At 59.3% G+C, this 16,117-nt stretch carries 17 protein-coding genes and 1 tRNA gene; 12 read left to right on the plus strand and 6 right to left on the minus strand.

What is annotated here, in order from left to right; translation table 11 throughout:
* Positions 1-7: 7 nt before the first annotated feature.
* From BM225_RS01890 to BM225_RS01900, 3 genes are all read right to left on the minus strand, one after another.
* On the minus strand, positions 8-439 hold the full coding sequence (locus BM225_RS01890) for a DUF6691 family protein (RefSeq protein WP_072706279.1): 432 nt from the start codon (positions 437-439) through the stop codon (positions 8-10).
* Positions 439-864, minus strand: coding sequence for a YeeE/YedE family protein (locus BM225_RS01895; RefSeq protein ID WP_072706280.1), 426 nt, complete (start codon positions 862-864; stop codon positions 439-441). Before BM225_RS01895 ends, BM225_RS01890 begins: the two co-directional genes overlap by 1 nt.
* Before the next feature lie 64 nt (positions 865-928).
* Entirely contained in the window at positions 929-1,792 is an 864-nt protein-coding gene (locus BM225_RS01900) for an MBL fold metallo-hydrolase (RefSeq protein WP_072706281.1), read from the minus strand.
* Between the two features lie 150 nt (positions 1,793-1,942).
* Here BM225_RS01900 and BM225_RS01905 point away from each other — a divergent pair, with 150 nt between their 5' ends.
* Entirely contained in the window at positions 1,943-2,497 is a 555-nt protein-coding gene (locus BM225_RS01905; protein WP_072706282.1) for a TraR/DksA family transcriptional regulator, read from the plus strand.
* A 99-nt stretch (positions 2,498-2,596) separates the two neighbouring features.
* Here the strand turns inward: BM225_RS01905 and BM225_RS01910 are convergent, their stop codons facing one another.
* Positions 2,597-2,812 (minus strand): hypothetical protein, encoded by a 216-nt coding sequence (locus tag BM225_RS01910; protein WP_072706283.1) that lies wholly within the window; start codon positions 2,810-2,812, stop codon positions 2,597-2,599.
* Between the two features lie 119 nt (positions 2,813-2,931).
* On the opposite strand from BM225_RS01910, the gene BM225_RS01915 reads away from it, so the two are divergent.
* A complete protein-coding gene (locus BM225_RS01915; protein ID WP_072706284.1) occupies positions 2,932-3,201 on the plus strand; it encodes a DUF2312 domain-containing protein in 270 nt (89 codons plus the stop codon).
* Between the two features lie 54 nt (positions 3,202-3,255).
* Here BM225_RS01915 and BM225_RS01920 read toward each other — a convergent pair whose 3' ends face one another.
* Positions 3,256-4,134 (minus strand): hypothetical protein, encoded by an 879-nt coding sequence (locus BM225_RS01920; RefSeq protein WP_072706285.1) that lies wholly within the window; start codon positions 4,132-4,134, stop codon positions 3,256-3,258.
* A 90-nt stretch (positions 4,135-4,224) separates the two neighbouring features.
* On the opposite strand from BM225_RS01920, the gene BM225_RS01925 reads away from it, so the two are divergent.
* Positions 4,225-5,880: an ABC transporter permease gene (locus BM225_RS01925; protein WP_072706286.1), complete on the plus strand. Its 1,656-nt coding sequence runs from the start codon at positions 4,225-4,227 to the stop codon at positions 5,878-5,880.
* Between the two features lie 20 nt (positions 5,881-5,900).
* Here the strand turns inward: BM225_RS01925 and BM225_RS01930 are convergent.
* Positions 5,901-5,976, minus strand: a tRNA-Thr gene (locus BM225_RS01930).
* Positions 5,977-6,357: 381 nt separating this feature from the next.
* On the opposite strand from BM225_RS01930, the gene BM225_RS01935 reads away from it, so the two are divergent.
* From BM225_RS01935 to BM225_RS01975, 9 genes are all read left to right on the plus strand, one after another.
* Complete coding sequence (locus tag BM225_RS01935; RefSeq protein WP_072706287.1) at positions 6,358-7,299, plus strand: sugar-binding transcriptional regulator; 942 nt, start codon at positions 6,358-6,360, stop codon at positions 7,297-7,299.
* A 140-nt stretch (positions 7,300-7,439) separates the two neighbouring features.
* Positions 7,440-8,744, plus strand: a complete 1,305-nt coding sequence (locus BM225_RS01940) for an ABC transporter substrate-binding protein (protein ID WP_072706288.1) — start codon at positions 7,440-7,442, stop codon at positions 8,742-8,744.
* A gap of 113 nt (positions 8,745-8,857) precedes the next feature.
* Positions 8,858-9,724, plus strand: coding sequence for a carbohydrate ABC transporter permease (locus tag BM225_RS01945; protein WP_072706289.1), 867 nt, complete (start codon positions 8,858-8,860; stop codon positions 9,722-9,724).
* A 10-nt stretch (positions 9,725-9,734) separates the two neighbouring features.
* A complete protein-coding gene (locus tag BM225_RS01950) occupies positions 9,735-10,565 on the plus strand; it encodes a carbohydrate ABC transporter permease (RefSeq protein ID WP_072706290.1) in 831 nt (276 codons plus the stop codon).
* Between the two features lie 12 nt (positions 10,566-10,577).
* Entirely contained in the window at positions 10,578-11,582 is a 1,005-nt protein-coding gene (locus tag BM225_RS01955) for an ABC transporter ATP-binding protein (RefSeq protein ID WP_072706291.1), read from the plus strand.
* Positions 11,579-12,352 (plus strand): L-iditol 2-dehydrogenase, encoded by a 774-nt coding sequence (locus BM225_RS01960; protein WP_072706292.1) that lies wholly within the window; start codon positions 11,579-11,581, stop codon positions 12,350-12,352. The genes BM225_RS01955 and BM225_RS01960 overlap by 4 nt, the downstream gene beginning before the upstream one ends.
* A gap of 9 nt (positions 12,353-12,361) precedes the next feature.
* Positions 12,362-13,843: a mannitol dehydrogenase family protein gene (locus tag BM225_RS01965; protein WP_072706293.1), complete on the plus strand. Its 1,482-nt coding sequence runs from the start codon at positions 12,362-12,364 to the stop codon at positions 13,841-13,843.
* Positions 13,843-14,517 carry an HAD family hydrolase gene (locus tag BM225_RS01970; RefSeq protein WP_072706294.1) on the plus strand — a complete coding sequence of 225 codons (675 nt, stop codon included), beginning with the start codon at positions 13,843-13,845 and terminating at the stop codon, positions 14,515-14,517. The genes BM225_RS01965 and BM225_RS01970 overlap by 1 nt, the downstream gene beginning before the upstream one ends.
* Before the next feature lie 16 nt (positions 14,518-14,533).
* Complete coding sequence (locus BM225_RS01975) at positions 14,534-16,114, plus strand: FGGY-family carbohydrate kinase (RefSeq protein ID WP_072706295.1); 1,581 nt, start codon at positions 14,534-14,536, stop codon at positions 16,112-16,114.
* Positions 16,115-16,117 lie beyond the last annotated feature (3 nt).

The following is a 16,117-nucleotide window of genomic DNA, read 5'->3' on the forward strand; positions in this document are numbered from 1 at the left end:
GCTTGTCTTACTCTGCCGGAACGGCGCGGTCCAGTCTCGCGCGTAGGCTTGGCGCAGCAAACATACCGAGCGCCATCGCGCCTACGAACACCACGCCGCCAATCCCGTTAAAGGTCAGCGAAGCCATTGAGGGACCGGGGCACAAACCGGCCAAACCCCAGCCCATCCCGAACAGAACCGAGCCCAGAACCAGATTGCGGCCAAGGCGCGCCTCGGGCTTTGGGGGGAACTCTCCGCCCGCAAGGGGTTTGCGGCCACGGGTCAGCTGCCATGCGATCGCCATGGGGACAATCGCGCCGCCCATAACAAAGGCCAGAGTCGGGTCCCAATCGCCGAAGACGTCCAACCAGCCTTGGACCTTGGCGGTGTCGACCATGCCCGAAACCAGCAGGCCAGCGCCGAACAGCGCGCCCGAAATCAGTGCAAAGATAGTGCGCATCAGATCACTCCCAGCATGTGGCGGAAAAACACGACGGTCAGACCACCCGCAAGGATGTACATCACTGTCGCGACGATGCCGCGTAGGGACAGGCGAGAGATTCCGCACACGCCGTGGCCCGAGGTGCAGCCGTTGGCAAAGCGGGTGCCCACGCCCACCAGGATACCGGCGGCGGCGATGACCCAAAGGTTGTTGGTCAGGTGGGTGTCGACCTCTGTGTAGATCGGCAAGAGAACGGCGGGAAACAGGATCAATCCCCCAAGGAACGCAATGCGCTCTTTGGCGGTGCTCCATCCGCTGCCATCCACAAGTCCACCAATGATGCCGCTGGCGCCCATGATCCTGCCGTTCGCAAGCAGGTAGACGGCACCGGCAAGGCCGATCAGCAGTCCGCCGATCAAGCCCATGATCCAGTCTTGTTCCATGTCGTTTCCTATATGTCCTGTGTGCGCGGGGCGCGTCCGGAGGGGGACCGCCCCGCGTTACTCGTTAGATTTTATTGACGGGTACCTTGAGGAACACGTCGCCCTTTTCGTCAGGCTCGGGCATGTTGCCCGCGCGCATGTTCACCTGAAGAGAAGGGATGATCAGGCGGGGCATCGCGAGGGTCGCGTCACGTTCATCGCGCATGCGGACGAAATCCTCTTTGGCTTTGCCTTCGCCCACGTGGATGTTCAGGCGCTTCTGTTCGCCCACGGTGGTTTCCCATGCATATTCGTCGCGGCCCGGTGCCTTGTAATCGTGGCCCACAAAGATGCGGGTTTCATCGGGCAGGGCGAGGATCTTTTGGATCGACGCATACAGGGTTTCCGACGAGCCGCCGGGGAAGTCACAGCGTGCCGTGCCGAAGTCGGGCATGAACAGGGTGTCGCCCACAAACGCCGCGTCGCCGATCACATAGGTCAGGCAGGCGGGGGTGTGGCCGGGGGTGTGCATGACGTCGCCACGCATCTGGCCGATGTGGAAGCTGTCGCCCTCTTTGAAGAGTTTGTCGAACTGGCTGCCGTCCCGCTGGAACTCGGTCCCTTCGTTAAAGACCTTGCCGAAGGTGTCCTGCACCACGGTAATGTTGTCACCGATGCCGATCTTGCCGCCCACGCGTTCCTGAATGTAGGGCGCGGCGGACAGGTGGTCCGCGTGCACGTGGCTTTCCAGAAGCCACTCGACAGTCAGGTTGTTGTCCTGAACGAATTTCACAATGGCATCGGCCGAGCGGGTGTCGGTCCGGCCCGATGCGTAATCGAAGTCGAGCACACTATCCACGACAGCGCAGGCGCTGCCCTGAGGGTCGCGAACCACATATGAGATGGTAAAGGTGGCTTCGTCAAAGAAGGCTGTCACTTCGGGGGTCATGGCTATGTCTCCGGGTGTTCTGTTTCGCTACATATATAATATCATGAATATGAGATGCAAGTATTTTCGCCTTGATTTGGGTCAAGGTTTAAAAGGGTGCGCTTCGATACAATTAAGAGTGGAAGAATCCTCTTCAGAAAGGTGCGAAAAATGAGCATTCATGAGCTGAATCGCGCCAAGTTGCAGGAACGTTTGCAAGAGCTGACCTCAAGGCTTGACGCATGTGAAACTGGATCGGAAACTTGGACCCAGCGGACTGGACCGGACGATGGATCCGTCCGCCAAGGGGGAGAGCTTCTTGTATGTGCCGACCAGACCCCAGAGACGATGGCAGAGGTGTCTGCCGCTCTGAGCCGGTTTGATTCGGGAACATACGGTCAATGTATGTTGTGCGGCGAAACGATCTCTGCCGCGCGACTGGAAAGGGTCCCGACCGCAACCCTGTGTGCAGGGTGTGCATCGTCGGTGGCTCGAACACGCGCTTTAGGGGAGGAAACGCGCATGGACATTTATGAAAAGAAAGCTGAACTGCTGGCCCGCATCAACGCGGCTGGTGAGGAACGGCATGAAATGCTGCCAGAGCTGCAAAGCTTGGTGAGCGAGTTGGAGAGCCACGGCAATACCATCTCTGCGAACCTGAAATACATGCTGGCAGAGCTCGAAGACGAAGCCCGCGAGGCTGATATGGACAATTTCCCCGTCTAAGGCGGGCCGAAGGCTACAACACTGGCCTCGTTAAATGACAGAAACAACAAAGGGCGTGCCTATGACGGTGCGCCCTTTTCGCGTCGGATGTGTCGGGCCTTAGCCCAGAGAGATGCCCATTATCACTGACATCAGGCCGATAACGGACACGAACAAGGCGCCCATGTTGATCGGCATCGCCTTTTTGATCCGCTCGCGCAGTTCTTCGTCGCTCAGGTCTGCGCGCTTGGCTTTCCAGACGGTGACAATCGACCAAAGAATGCCCGTCAGGCCCAGTACCGACAGGGCAGCGCCGCCCCAGATCATCCAGCTCATGGTTCATCTCCAAAAAATGCGTCGGGGCAGCGGTAAAACATGCTGGCCCCTGCGGCAAGACCTTGCACCCTTGCAGGTCACGGTCTATCCCGTCCCCCAGCACAAACGCGAGGACCCCCATGAGCGATATGACCGAAAGCGCCGTAGATGCGAACTATCGTGTGACCGCGGACGAGTTGCGTCAGTTTGTCGAACGTTTCGAACGTCTCGAGATTGAAAAGAAAGATATTGCGGACCAGCAAAAAGAGGTCATGGCCGAAGCCAAAGGGCGCGGTTACGACGTCAAGGTGATGCGCAAGATCATCTCGCTGCGCAAGCGCGACCGCGACGACATCGCCGAGGAAGAAGCGATTCTCGAGATGTACAAAGAAGCTCTCGGGATGAGCTGATCCCAAGCCAGCTGCGACAGGTTCGGGCGCGTCCATCAGGGCGCGCCTTTTCATTTAGGGCTGTAGCAGTCGGACACCGGGTAGGGCGGCCACACGCTCCAGATCGGCGGCGTAGTCGGCGCTGACGCGGTCTACGATGTCCTGTGTCAGACCGGGCAGGTCGAGTTCCTGCTCCAATTCGTCCTCGATCGCGAATTTGTCGAGGAAGGCCATGATGATCCGCTGGCGTTGGGCTTCGTTCTGGGGCGGGCGCGTGTCCATATACGTCTTCATCCGCGAGAAGCCGTCTTTGGACATGATATCTCTCAGGATGTCGAATTCACCGACCATTGCAGTGTCGGCCTCGACCCCTGCGATGTCTCGTAGAATATCTCCCCACAAGATCGGCAGATCTTCGTAGCACCATACGGTGAATTGCGCCTGCGGGACGGCTGTCACCAGCTTTTCGATCATGTCAGACCAGCGCACATCGGCCAGACGTACGCCATCGACGAACTCAGCAAAGCTGGAGCTGCCGGACAGGCGGAACGTTTCAGCGATAAATGTGACCGGATTGCGAATGGCCATATAGACCTGCAGATCATTGGTCGGCAGCAGGCCGTTGATATCCGCCAGACGTTTGGGCGCGATGGGGTACAGCTTGCCGCGTTCAAAAATTCGGTGGGCGCGGCCAAGGATATTTTCCTGCGACAGAACGATCCGGTCGCAGCCGGAACTCATTCCGATATCCTTGAGCATCTTGTCGCGGACCCGCTGGTTGACCGCTTCGCCCTTCATCACGTCGGTGAGCATGTCGAGCATGGGTTTGCGGTAGTCATTCACCTGCGGAATGGAAATGCCAGCGGTTTCAAGGCGGTCTGCATTCGCAGACAGACATTGTATCAGGCGATCGTTGTCCGTCCCGTGCGCACCGATGTGCAAGGCGATCTGCATTTTATTCAGCCTCTGAGCGTGGTCTTCTTTGTTCCCACTATCATATGGTCTTTTCTGGACAGTTAAACCTCAATCAGGCAGGAACGCCACATGACCGATCTCAGCGTTTCGAATTCCAAGAAAGCCCGTTTCCGCCTGCCGGACCCTTGGTCGGTCGGGGCAATGGTTATCGCGGCCCTTGTTCTGGCCCCGATCCTGTCTGTTTTGTGGATCGCGTTGAACCCGTCCGAGAACATTTGGCCCCACCTTTTGGCGACGACACTGCCGCGTTACTTCGTCACCACGCTTGAGATGATGTTTGCCGTGGGCGCTGTGGCAGCAGCCACGGGCACTGGGGCAGCGTGGCTCGTGGTGCGTTACAGTTTCCCGGGCGTTCGAGTGCTGGAGTGGCTGCTTTTGCTGCCCTTGGCGATCCCTGCGTATATCGGCGCCTACGCCTTGGTCGATTTTCTAGAGTATGCGGGACCGGTGCAAACCGCGCTGCGGGACCTCTTTGGCTGGCAAACCTCGCGCGAGTACTGGTTCCCAGAGATCCGCAGTCAGTGGGCGGCGGTCGTCGTCATGGCGGCGTCCATGTACCCCTATGTCTATCTCTTGGCCCGCGCGGGTTTCCGAGAGCAGTCGGGCTGCGGGCACGAGGTTGCGCAGTCATTGGGGGCAGGGGGTGTGTCGCGTTTCTTCCGTATCGGGCTGCCACTGGCGCGTCCTGCAATTGCCGCTGGCACCGCCATCGTGATGATGGAAACCGTCAATGATTTCGGAACGATGGACTATTTCGCGGTCCAGACACTGACGACTGGCATTTTTACCACGTGGCTCGAGAGCAATAATGCGGGCGGCGCTGCGCAGATCGCCTGTGTGGTGCTGACGCTCGTGATTTTTCTGGTCGCGCTTGAAAAGGTCAGCCGAAAGAAGGTCCGCTTTTACGCCTTGTCCAAACGCCATCGTCCGATCCAGCGTATGCCTCTACATGGCGCGGCGAGCTGGCTGGCCACTGCGGCCTGTGCCGTTCCATTTCTGGTCGGATTTGTGCTGCCTGCGGGGGTCATCCTTGATCATGCACTGTCGAATATCGATGGCTTCTGGGCTCCGGGTCTTCTTAAAGCGTTCTGGAATACTCTGACTGTCGGCGGGATTGCGGCGCTGGTTACGGTGATTGCGGCCCTCTTTATGGTTTACGGCATTCGCCTGTCGGGCCGCAAACTGCCTGCGATGATTGCCCCGATCACGACCATCGGATACGCGGCGCCGGGCGCGGTGCTCGGGGTCGGGATCCTGATCCCCTTGGCCCAAGTCGATCACCTGCTCGCTGACGCGATCGAGGCGATCACCAACGAGCGAGCAAGCCTGATTCTGACCGGCTCTGCCTTTGCGCTTGTTGTCGCTTACTGCGTCCGATTCTATGCGATTGCCCAAGGGGCCACGGACGCCGCAATGGAGCGTGTCGCCCCGAGCCTGCCCATGGCAGCGCGCTCACTGGGCCGCGGCAAGGCCCGCGTTCTGGCCGAGGTTTACATGCCATTGATGCGCGGCTCGATCGGGTCGGCGCTGCTGCTGGTCTTTGTCGATTGCGTCAAAGAGCTGCCTGCGACGCTTTTACTGCGTCCGTTCAACTACAGCACGTTGGCCACCCGCGTGTACGACCAAGCGAGCCTTGAAAACCTTGGCGATGCGGCGCCCGCGGCTGTCATGGTAAGCTTTGTGGGATTGATCGCAGTCGCGATGCTGGCAAGGGCCAACCGCTGAAATCTAAACTGTCTGAAAAGTGGTGCCCCCACACGGACTCGAACCGCGGACCTACTGATTACAAATCAGTTGCTCTACCAGCTGAGCTATAGGGGCACTGGAGGATCGTTTAAATGGGCTGTTCAGACTGTGCAAGACGATTTTCGCGATTTGCGAGGAAATTTTTTGCCAAGCTGTCGGGGAGCCTTCTGCGCATAACCCTCTGCGATAGAACGGAAAGCTTCTAAGTCTCGGCGATCCAGCCGGAATTGGTGGCGTGGGTGACCGGCCTGCCGTTCCGGACCTCGTAGTGGCATGTCGTTCCTCGATAGGCCAGCGGGCTCTGCGAAGGGCGCGGGGCTCGATGATCAATGCAAATCGAACCCCACATTTGGTAACAGAGCGCGGTGAAAACAGGGCTGCCGACCTGTGAATTTGTTGCAAGCCCCTGTTCCCATGTGCTTTAGCTATCCGCCAACGAAGTTCGGGAACATCGCTATGTCCGCAGATAACAAAACCCAAAAACGGTTGGATGACGTCGCTCGCGCGGCGTGGCTCTACTACATTGCGGGTAAAACGCAGGACGAAGTTGCTAGCGAGCTTGGCGTGTCGCGGCAGTCGGCACAGCGTATGGTCAGTCAGGCCATGTCATCGGGTATGGTAAAGGTGCGCGTGGATCACCCGATCTCAAAATGCTTGGATTTGGCGACAGCATTGCAGGATCGCTTCGGGCTCGAATTTTGCGAGGTGGTTCCGTTTGTCGCGGACGCAGCGGCCACGTCGACCGCAACGTCTTTTGCGACCGGAGACGTGATCGAAAGCTGGCTCAACCGCCCCGAGCCCTTGGTCATTGGCCTTGGGACGGGGCGAACATTACGCGCAGCTGTTGAGCATTTGCCCAATGTGGATTGCCGTCAGCACCGGATCGTGTCGCTGACGGGGAACATCGCGCCGGATGGCTCGACCGCCTATTACAACGTGCTGTTCACCATGACCGAGAAAGTGTCCGCTGCCACCTATCCGTTGCCCACACCCGTCATCGCGAACACGGTCGAAGAGAAGGAAATGCTGCTGGGACAAAAGACGATCGCCAGCACGCGGAACCTTGCTGCGCGGGCGGATGTAAAGTTCGTCGGGATCGGTGCCATTTCGGACGTGGCACCTTTGCGGATCGATGGCTTTGTCCCGCTAGAGACGATTGCTGCACTGCAAAATAAGGGGGCTGTGGGCGAAATCCTGGGTTGGACTTTTGACGCAGAGGGTCGCCTTCTGGAGGGGCTGACCAACGACCGTGTGTGTTCGACGCCGCTCGAATCAGGGCTGACAATTGCTGCCGCCAGCGGCGTGACAAAGCTGCCTGCGATTCTCGGTGCAATCCGTGGTGGATTGGTGAACGGACTTGTCACCGACGAGGTGACGGCGAAAGAGATGCTGACCTGACAGCGCTAACAAAAGTCTAAAAATCATCGAGCGATCGCCGTTTTTATCGGCGGTCGCTTTTTCTTTTGTTGACATCGCACCTCAGGTCGTATGAGTATTTGCCCACTGAAAGGGCAGATGCCCGATTTGGGAGGAATAATATGAAACGCACCTACGGCGCTCTTCTTGGCGCATGCGCAACCGTTGCCTTTGCTTCGGCCGCTTATGCAGAAACCATCACCATCGCGACTGTGAACAACGGCGACATGATCCGCATGCAGGGTCTGACCGATGACTTCACCGCAAAAACCGGTCACGAAGTTGAGTGGGTCACTCTGGAAGAGAACGTTCTGCGTCAGCGCGTCACCACCGACATCTCGACCAAGGGCGGTGCCTTCGACATCATGACCATCGGCATGTACGAAACCCCCATCTGGGGTGCGAACGGCTGGCTGGTCCCGCTGGATGATCTGTCCGAAGAGTACGACGTTGACGACATCCTGCCCGCAATGGCAGGCGGCCTGAGCCACGACGGCACGCTCTATGCGGCACCGTTCTATGGCGAAAGCTCGATGATCATGTACCGCACCGACCTGATGGAGAAGGCCGGTCTGGAAATGCCCGAAGCCCCGACCTGGAGCTTCATCCGCGAAGCGGCGGCTGCGATGACCGATCGCGAAAACGACATCAACGGCATCTGCCTGCGCGGCAAAGCCGGTTGGGGTGAAGGCGGCGCGTTCATCACCGCGATGTCCAACTCGTTCGGCGCACGCTGGTTTGACATGGACTGGAACGCTCAGTTCGACACCCAGCCGTGGAAAGACACCCTCGAGTTCTACGTCGGCATGATGAACGAGAGCGGCCCCGCAGGCTACGCGACCAATGGCTTCAACGAGAACCTCTCGCTGTTCCAGCAGGGCAAGTGCGGCATGTGGATCGACGCAACTGTTGCGGCATCCTTCGTGACCAACCCCAACGACTCGACCGTTGCAGACAGCGTCGGCTTTGCGCTAGCGCCCGACACCGGTCTGGGCAAGCGGTCTAACTGGCTGTGGGCGTGGGCTCTGGCGATCCCCGCAGGTTCGCAGAAAGAAGACGCTGCGAAGCAGTTCATCGAGTGGGCAACCTCGAAAGACTACATCGAGCTGGTCGCAGAGAACGAAGGTTGGGCAAACGTGCCTCCGGGCGCACGTACCTCGCTGTACGAGAACCCCAACTACATGGAAGTTCCCTTCGCTCAGATGACTCTGGACTCGATTCTGTCGGCTGATCCGAACAACTCGACCGTCGAAGAGAGCCCCTATGTTGGCGTTCAGTTCGCAGCGATCCCCGAGTTCGCCGGTATCGCAACCGAAGTGAGCCAGGAATTCTCGGCCGTCTACGCTGGTCAGCAGTCGATCGACGAAGCACTGGAGAAGGCACAAGCCATCACCAACGACGCAATGGAAGCAGCTGGCTACCGCTAAGCCTTCCACGATCTGACGGGGGCGGCTGTATCGGCCGCCCCCACACCCTTTTACCCAATACGTTAACGTTCATGCGCATCGGCTCTTTGCCGTGAACAGAGGAGGTGTGGCCAATGGCTACCCAGCATTCCAGATCAGCGGCGCGCCTCATGATGGCGCCAGCGGTGATCTTGCTTCTGGGGTGGATGCTCGTCCCCCTGACCATGACACTCTATTTTTCATTCAAGAAATATCTGCCCATGCGGGGCGGCGATCTGGGATGGGTCGGATTTGAAAACTACATCCGCTTTGTGACGTCCAGCTCGTTCTGGCCCTCTGTCGTGACCACGCTGACTATCGTGGGTGGCGTTCTGCTGATCACCGTTGTGCTGGGGATTTTCCTCGCGATCCTGCTGAACCAGCCCATGTGGGGGCAGGGTATTGTCCGGATCCTTGTGATCGCACCGTTCTTTGTCATGCCCACCGTTTCCGCGCTGGTTTGGAAGAACATGTTCATGGATCCAAACTATGGCCTGCTGTCATACCTTTGGGAATTCTTCGGCGCGCAGCCGGTGGAGTGGCTGAGCAAAGCTTCGATGACCTCGATCATCACCATCGTGTCGTGGCAGTGGCTGCCCTTTGCGACCCTGATCCTGCTGACTGCGATACAGTCACTGGACAGCGAGCAACTCGAAGCGGCGGAAATGGACGGGGCGTCCGCGCCCAAGCGTTTCGCCTATATCACCCTGCCGCACCTTGGCCGCGCGATCACCGTTGTGATCCTGATCCAGACCATCTTCCTGCTGTCGATCTTTGCAGAGATCTTTGTGACCACCGGCGGCGCATTCGGCACCAAGACGCTCAGCTATCTGATCTTCCAGCGTGTTCTGGAAAGCCAGAACGTGGGCCTCGGCTCTGCGGGCGGTGTCTACGCAATCATTCTGGCCAACATCGTTGCGATCTTCCTGATGCGCATCGTCGGCAAGAACCTGGACGCGTGAGGAGGACATCATGGCACGCGCAGTGACAACAAATCGCAAGATCATCAACACGGCTGTCGCCTGGGGTATCGGTCTGCTGGTCTTCTTCCCGATCCTCTGGACCATTCTCACCAGCTTCAAGACCGAAGCCCAAGCCATTGCAGATCCACCGATTTTCCTTGGCTTTGACTGGACGCTCGAAAACTACGCCGTGGTAATGGAGCGCTCGGACTATGGCAAATACCTGTGGAACTCGATCGTGATCGCCGGTGGCTCGACCATTCTTGGCATCATCATCGCGGTCCCCGCAGCTTGGTCGATGGCCTTTGTCCCGTCGAAGAAAACCAAAGACATCCTGCTCTGGATGCTCTCGACCAAGATGCTGCCGGCGGTGGGTGTTCTTTATCCGATCTACCTGCTGTTCATCAAAATGGGGATCCTCGACAGCAAGATCGGCCTTGTGATCGTGCTGATGCTGATCAACCTGCCGATCATCGTCTGGATGCTCTACACCTACTTCAAGGAGATCCCCGGCGAGATCCTCGAGGCAGCCCGCATGGACGGTGCATCGCTGAAGGAAGAGGTGATCTACATCCTGACGCCCATGGCCATCCCCGGCATCGCGTCGACCCTGCTGCTGAACGTCATCCTCGCTTGGAACGAAGCCTTCTGGACCCTGAACCTGACCGCAGCCAAAGCGGCTCCGCTGACAGCGTTCATCGCCAGCTACTCCAGCCCCGAGGGCCTGTTCTACGCAAAACTCAGCGCGGCCTCGACCATGGCCATCGCGCCGATCCTCATCCTTGGCTGGTTCAGCCAGAAGCAACTCGTCAGCGGCCTGACCTTTGGCGCGGTGAAATAAGGAATAACCATTATGGGACGTATTACGCTTGATAAGGTCACCAAAAGCTTTGGCGATGTGAATGTCATCCCGCCTTTGGACCTGACCATTAATGACGGTGAATTCGTGGTGTTTGTTGGCCCGTCGGGCTGCGGTAAGTCTACCTTGCTTCGCCTGATCGCCGGTCTCGAAGATGTCACCAGTGGCCAGATCCGCATCGACGGTGAAGACGCGACCAACCTGCCGCCCGCCAAACGCAAACTGGCCATGGTGTTCCAGAGCTACGCGCTGTACCCCCACATGTCGGTGCGCAAGAACATCGCATTCCCCATGAAAATGGCGGGTGTCGATGAGGCAGAGCAGAAGAAGCGCATCGAAGCCGCGGCCAAAGCTCTGAACCTGACCGACTATCTGGACCGTCGTCCGGGCCAGCTGTCGGGTGGTCAGCGCCAGCGTGTGGCCATCGGCCGTGCGATTGTCCGCGAACCCAGCGCCTTCTTGTTCGACGAACCTCTGTCGAACCTTGACGCTGCGCTGCGTGTGAACATGCGTCTGGAGATTTCCGAGCTGCACAACCAGCTGGAAACCACCATGATCTATGTGACCCACGATCAGGTCGAAGCGATGACCATGGCGGACAAAATCGTTGTTCTGCGCGCAGGTCACATTGAACAGGTTGGCAGCCCGCTGGAACTGTACCGCGCCCCCCGCAACAAGTTCGTTGCTGGCTTCATCGGCTCGCCCAAGATGAACTTCATCGAAGGGGCTGTCGCGCAGCAGCATGGCGCGGAGACCATTGGCATCCGACCCGAGCATATCACTGCGTCGGAAACCGATGGCATGTGGAGCGGTAAAGTCGGCGTGGCCGAGCATCTGGGCTCTGACACCTTCTTGCACGTGCATGACTCTGGCTTGGCAGAAACCATCACCGTGCGCGTGAACGGCGAATTCAGCTTGCGCCACGGCGACACGGTGTACCTGACCCCTGAAATGGACAAAGTGCACAAGTTCGACGCGCAGGGGCTGCGGTTCGAATGACACGTCTGGCCGGAAAAACAGCCATCATCACAGGCTCGGCGCGCGGCATTGGCCGTGCGTTCGCCGAACGCTACGTGGCCGAAGGCGCGCGTGTGGTGATCGCGGACATCAATCTCGAGGCGGCTTCGAAAACCGCCGCCGAGATCGGGGAGGGCGCTATCGCCCTTCCTATAGATGTCACCAATCAGGACAGCATTGAGATGTGCGTCCGCGAGGCTGTAACCCAGCTTGGCGGGATCGACATTCTGATCAACAACGCCGCGATCTTTACCGCGGCGCCCATCGACGAGATTACCCGTAACGATTACGACAAGGTTTTCGCGATCAACGTCTCCGGCACGCTTTTCACCATGCAGGCGGTCGCACGCCACATGATCGAGCGCGGGCAGGGCGGCAAGATCATCAACATGGCGTCCCAAGCGGGCCGTCGCGGCGAAAGCCTTGTCGCTGTGTATTGTGCCTCGAAGGCGGCGGTGATCAGCCTGACCCAGTCAGCTGGCCTGAACCTGATCCAGCACGGGATCAACGTGAACGCGATCGCCCCCGGCGTGGTCGATGGTGAACACTGGGACGGCGTAGACGCCTTCTTTGCGAAGTATGAAAACAAGGCCCCCGGTCAGAAGAAGAAAGAGGTCGGCGAGGCCGTTCCTTTTGGCCGCATGGGGACCGCAGAAGACCTGACCGGAATGGCGGTTTTCTTGGCAAGTGATGATGCTGAATATGTTGTGGCGCAGACCTACAACGTGGACGGCGGCAACTGGATGAGCTGAGGCCCCGACATGGCTACCCCCCTCTCACTGAACACACTGGACCAACTGCCCGAGACCATCGGCAAACCGTCCTACGCGCGCTCTGACCTGAGCGGCGGCATCCTGCATTTTGGTGTAGGCAACTTCCACCGCGCGCACCAAGCGACCTACCTGCACCAGCTGTTCAATCAGGGCAAAGGCCACGATTGGGCAATCGTCGGCGCAGGCGTCATGGAGGGCGACAAGCGTGCCCGCGACGTGCTGGCAGCTCAAGACTGGCTGACCACTTTGGTTGAACAGGAAAAAGACAGCAGCGGCGCGCAGATCATTGGCTCGATGGTCGACTATCTGGAGCCTGCAAATGCGCAGGCGATTATCGCCAAGCTCGCCGATCCTGCGATCCGCATCGTGTCCACGACCATCACCGAAGGCGGCTATTTCCTTGATGCGACGGACACCTTTGATCCGACCCATCCGGCGATCGCTCATGATGGTGAAAACCCCGACACCCCGAAAACCGTGTTCGGCATGATCGTCGCTGGCCTCAAGGCCCGCCGTGATGCTGGCCACGCGCCCTTTACCATCATGTGCTGCGACAACATCCCCCACAACGGGAACGTGACCCGCAACGCTGTGGTCGGAACTGCGCGCCTGTCTGACCGCGATTTCGCGGACTGGATCGTGACCAACGTAGCGTTCCCGAACTCTATGGTAGACCGCATTACCCCCGCAACCTCGGACCGAGAACGCCAGATCGCGGCGGATGAGTACGGCGTACAGGACGGGTGGCCCGTCTTCTGCGAAGGTTTCATCCAGTGGGTGATGGAAGACAACTTCCCCCTGGGCCGTCCGGAGCTCGAGGCTGTTGGCGTTGAATTCGTTGAGGATGTTGCTCCCTTCGAGCTGATGAAGCTCCGCATCCTGAACGGTGGCCATGCAGCAATCGCGTATCCGGGCGGCCTCTTGGATATTCACTTCGTGCACGAGGCGATGGAGCATCCGCTCATCAACGCCTACCTCGCGAAGCTGACCGCCGAAGAGTTCCTGCCGGGCGTGCCTCCGGTGCCGAACACCGACACCAGCGAGTACCAGAAGCTGATCGATCGGCGGTTCTCGAACCCCAAGATTGGCGATACGATCCGGCGCCTGTGTCTGGACGGCTCGAACCGCCAGCCCAAGTTCATTGTGCCCCAGATCCGCGACGCGCTGGCCCGTGGCGGCAGCATCACCGGTCTGGCGCTGGAAAGCGCGCTGTGGTGCCGCTACTGCTATGGCACCAGCGAGAGCGGTGCGGTGATCGAACCCAATGATCCCAACTGGGACATGCTGGTCGCAACCTCGGCCAAGGCCAAGGACGACCCGCAGACATGGCTGACCGGTCTGCCCGCCGTTTACGGTGATCTGGCGCAGAACGAAGCGTTCTCCACCGCGTTCGCTGCGGCGCTCAATGCGCTGTGGACCGACGGCACTGCAGCGGTTCTGACCAAGTATCTAGAGGACCAGCCCCTGTGATGGGGCAGCCGGAGCCTCGCCTCGTGATCTTTGATTGCGATGGCGTCTTGGTGGACAGCGAGCCGATTTCGCTGTCCGTCATGCGCGAGGTTCTGGCAGAGCAGGGCTGTCACCTGACCGAAGCCCAAGGCTACGAACAACTGCTCGGGCGGTCGATCACTACGATCGCCCGAACACTGCAGGACGAGCAGGACATCACTTTGAACGACGCGCATCTCGAGGAGATGCGCAAGCGGCTCTATGCGCGGTTCCGTGCAGAGCTGTCGCCGATCGAACATGTGGCGGGGGCGATTGATGCGATTGACTGCCCCGTCTGCGTCGCGTCCTCTAGTCAGCCGGACCGGATCAGGACCTCGCTCCAGATTACCGGCCTCTATCAGAAATTCTCACCCAATATCTTCTCATCCAGCATGGTCAGCCGCGGCAAACCTGCGCCGGATCTGTTCCTGTATGCGGCCGAGGAAATGGGGGTCGATCCCAAAGATTGCGTCGTGATCGAAGACAGCCCCGCAGGGATCAAGGCAGCCCAGAGTGCTGGGATGCGTGTTATTGCGTTTGTGGGCGGGGGCCATGCCGCACCCGCGCGGCTTCGTGAACAGGCCGAAGTTTTAGTACCGAATGGAGTGGTTGAAACTATGTCCGACTTGGTTGCAACATTGAACTCCATTCGTTGAAGGCAGGGCCGTTCACATGACCGAATATGTTTGTGCCGTCGATGTCGGTACAGCCAGCGCCCGTGCGGCGCTTTTTGATCGTGATGGCACGCGGCTGGCCAAAGCGGTCCACCCCATCGCGCTCTACCAGATGGAGGGCGCGCGGGCTGAGCATGCCTCTGAGAATATCTGGGAAGCGGTTGGGATCTGCGTGCGGCAGGTTCTGGTGGGGATCGATCCTGCGGAGGTTGTCGCGATCGGCTTTGATGCCACCTGTTCCTTGGTCCTGAGGGATAAAACCGGCGCTCCCTTGCGGCTGGGACCGGATGGACGAGACACCATCCTGTGGTTTGATCATCGCGCCGCCCCGCATGCCGAGGTCTGCAATGCGACTGGCCACCCTGTTTTGCAGGTTCAGGGCGGCGCGTTCTCTCCCGAAAAGCAGGTCCCGAAGCTTCTTTGGCTCAAGACCCGTCGGCCGCAGCTCTGGGATCAGTTGGGCGCGGCGTATGACTTGGCGGATTTCCTGACATTTCGGGCCAGCGGATCGAACGCCCGGTCGAATTGCACTCTGACCGCGAAATGGAGCTACCAGTCCGAGCGCGGTGGGTGGCAACGGGATTTCCTGAACCAGATCGGTTTGGATGATTTCACCAACAAGGCGGATCTGCCAGAGCACGCGACCCCTTTGGGCACAGCTGTCGGCACGTTGACCGCCGACGCAGCAGAGCATCTGGGCCTGACGACCGCCTGCAAGGTCAGCGCCGGCATGGTCGATGCCTTTAGCGGCACGCTGGGTGCCGTGGGGCATTGCCCGAGCGATACGCTGAATGATGGGTCTGATCTGGCCTTGATCGCAGGCACCTCGTCATGCGTGATGTCGATCAATCGCACCCCATGGGTGACGCGCGGTGTTTGGGGTCCCTATTCCGACGCCATTTTGCCGGGCTATTGGACCAGCGAAGGCGGCCAATCGGCCACGGGCGCCTTGCTCGACTTCATCCTGCGCAACTTCGGCCCCGACAAGACCGAAGCTCCCGAAGCGCACCAGCGCGTCGAGATGCGTTTGCGCCAGATGCTGGACGAAGAGGGACCGAGCCTAGCCGATGGCATCCATATCCTGCCGGATGTGAACGGAAACCGCTCGCCCTTTGCTGACCCGAACATGCGCGGCGTGATCTCTGGGCTGACCATGGATCAGAGCTTTGACAGTGTGTGCAAGCTATACTGGCGGGCGGCCGTGTCCTTGGCCTTGGGACTGCGGCAGATCATCGAACACATGCGCGCCCAAGGGCCGACGATCCGCGTTCTGCACGTCACCGGCGGCCATGTGCGCAGTGATCTGTTGCTGCAACTCTATGCAGATGTCACGGGCTGCGACATTCAGATTGCCGCCGAAGGCGAGGCTGTCCTTCTTGGGACGGCGGCCTTGGCGGCGGTCACAGGCGGGCTGTTTCCTGATCTGATCGCTGCGGTGCGTCACATGCGGACGGATGGGCGTGTCTATCGCCCAAACCCTGCGCTGCGCGATCTTTTCGATCAGGACTACGCGATCTTTCTCCGGATGCAGCAGCACCGCGATGAATTGAACGCCATGCGGACTTCAACAAAGGTATAAGAC

This window comes from Donghicola eburneus (genome assembly GCF_900115865.1).
Classification (GTDB): Bacteria; Pseudomonadota; Alphaproteobacteria; order Rhodobacterales; family Rhodobacteraceae; genus Donghicola; species Donghicola eburneus.

Excerpts from the sequence above, each read along its gene's own strand:
- BM225_RS01940 (WP_072706288.1), top strand. The coding sequence starts at position 7,440 with ATGAAACGCACCTACGGCGCTCTTCTTGGCGCATGCGCAACCGTTGCC.
- BM225_RS01895 (WP_072706280.1), bottom strand. The coding sequence starts at position 864 with ATGGAACAAGACTGGATCATGGGCTTGATCGGCGGACTGCTGATCGGC.
- BM225_RS01910 (WP_072706283.1), bottom strand. The coding sequence starts at position 2,812 with ATGAGCTGGATGATCTGGGGCGGCGCTGCCCTGTCGGTACTGGGCCTG.
- BM225_RS01935 (WP_072706287.1), top strand. The coding sequence starts at position 6,358 with ATGTCCGCAGATAACAAAACCCAAAAACGGTTGGATGACGTCGCTCGC.
- BM225_RS01960 (WP_072706292.1), top strand. The coding sequence starts at position 11,579 with ATGACACGTCTGGCCGGAAAAACAGCCATCATCACAGGCTCGGCGCGC.
- BM225_RS01920 (WP_072706285.1), bottom strand. The coding sequence starts at position 4,134 with ATGCAGATCGCCTTGCACATCGGTGCGCACGGGACGGACAACGATCGC.
- BM225_RS01915 (WP_072706284.1), top strand. The coding sequence starts at position 2,932 with ATGAGCGATATGACCGAAAGCGCCGTAGATGCGAACTATCGTGTGACC.
- BM225_RS01975 (WP_072706295.1), top strand. The coding sequence starts at position 14,534 with ATGACCGAATATGTTTGTGCCGTCGATGTCGGTACAGCCAGCGCCCGT.
- BM225_RS01945 (WP_072706289.1), top strand. The coding sequence starts at position 8,858 with ATGGCTACCCAGCATTCCAGATCAGCGGCGCGCCTCATGATGGCGCCA.
- BM225_RS01970 (WP_072706294.1), top strand. The coding sequence starts at position 13,843 with ATGGGGCAGCCGGAGCCTCGCCTCGTGATCTTTGATTGCGATGGCGTC.
- BM225_RS01965 (WP_072706293.1), top strand. The coding sequence starts at position 12,362 with ATGGCTACCCCCCTCTCACTGAACACACTGGACCAACTGCCCGAGACC.
- BM225_RS01955 (WP_072706291.1), top strand. The coding sequence starts at position 10,578 with ATGGGACGTATTACGCTTGATAAGGTCACCAAAAGCTTTGGCGATGTG.
- BM225_RS01925 (WP_072706286.1), top strand. The coding sequence starts at position 4,225 with ATGACCGATCTCAGCGTTTCGAATTCCAAGAAAGCCCGTTTCCGCCTG.
- BM225_RS01890 (WP_072706279.1), bottom strand. The coding sequence starts at position 439 with ATGCGCACTATCTTTGCACTGATTTCGGGCGCGCTGTTCGGCGCTGGC.
- BM225_RS01900 (WP_072706281.1), bottom strand. The coding sequence starts at position 1,792 with ATGACCCCCGAAGTGACAGCCTTCTTTGACGAAGCCACCTTTACCATC.
- BM225_RS01950 (WP_072706290.1), top strand. The coding sequence starts at position 9,735 with ATGGCACGCGCAGTGACAACAAATCGCAAGATCATCAACACGGCTGTC.
- BM225_RS01905 (WP_072706282.1), top strand. The coding sequence starts at position 1,943 with ATGAGCATTCATGAGCTGAATCGCGCCAAGTTGCAGGAACGTTTGCAA.